This window comes from Microbacterium sp. K41 (assembly GCF_004794395.1).
GTDB lineage: Bacteria > Actinomycetota > Actinomycetes > Actinomycetales > Microbacteriaceae > Microbacterium > Microbacterium sufflavum.
The window spans coordinates 1-545 of sequence record NZ_SSDO01000431.1; the positions used below are offsets into that span (position 1 = coordinate 1).

The 545-nt window shown below is 76.9% G+C and carries 1 protein-coding gene; it reads left to right on the forward strand.

The genetic code is table 11. The features are described 5' to 3' along the window. On the forward strand, positions 1 to 545 hold a 545-nt coding region (locus tag DW309_RS13585), incomplete at both ends, for an FGGY-family carbohydrate kinase (RefSeq protein ID WP_240753222.1).

Consider the following 545-nt stretch of genomic DNA (forward strand, 5'->3'; position numbering starts at 1 on the left):
CGACGCGCTCGGCATCGACCGCGACGCGCAGGTCAGCGCGGGTGGCGGCGACCAGCACCTCGCCGCCCAGGGCATCGGCCTCGGCGAGGGCGACGTGGCGTACAGCCTCGGCACCTCGGGCGTCGTGTTCGCGACCACGCCCGACCCGGTCGCCGACGTGACCGGGGCCGTCGACGGTGTCGCCAACGTGACCGGCGGCTACCTGCCGCTCGTCTGCACGCTCAACGCCACCAAGGTGACCGACACGATCGCGCGGCTGCTCGGCGTCGACCACCGCGAGCTCACCGACCTCGCCCTCGCCGCCCCGCTCGACCCGGAACGACCCGTGCTGGCCGCCTACCTCGACGGGGAGCGCTCGCCCCGGCTCCCGTCCGCCCGGGGCATGCTCGCCGGACTCACCACCGCGACCGGACGCGAGCAGCTCGCCCTCGCCGCGTTCGAGGGCGTCGCGCTCGGACTCGTCCGCGGGGAGCGGGCCCTCGCGGCGCTCGGCATCCCCACCACGGGCCTCACCATCGCGATCGGCGGCGGCGCCCGCTCGCCCG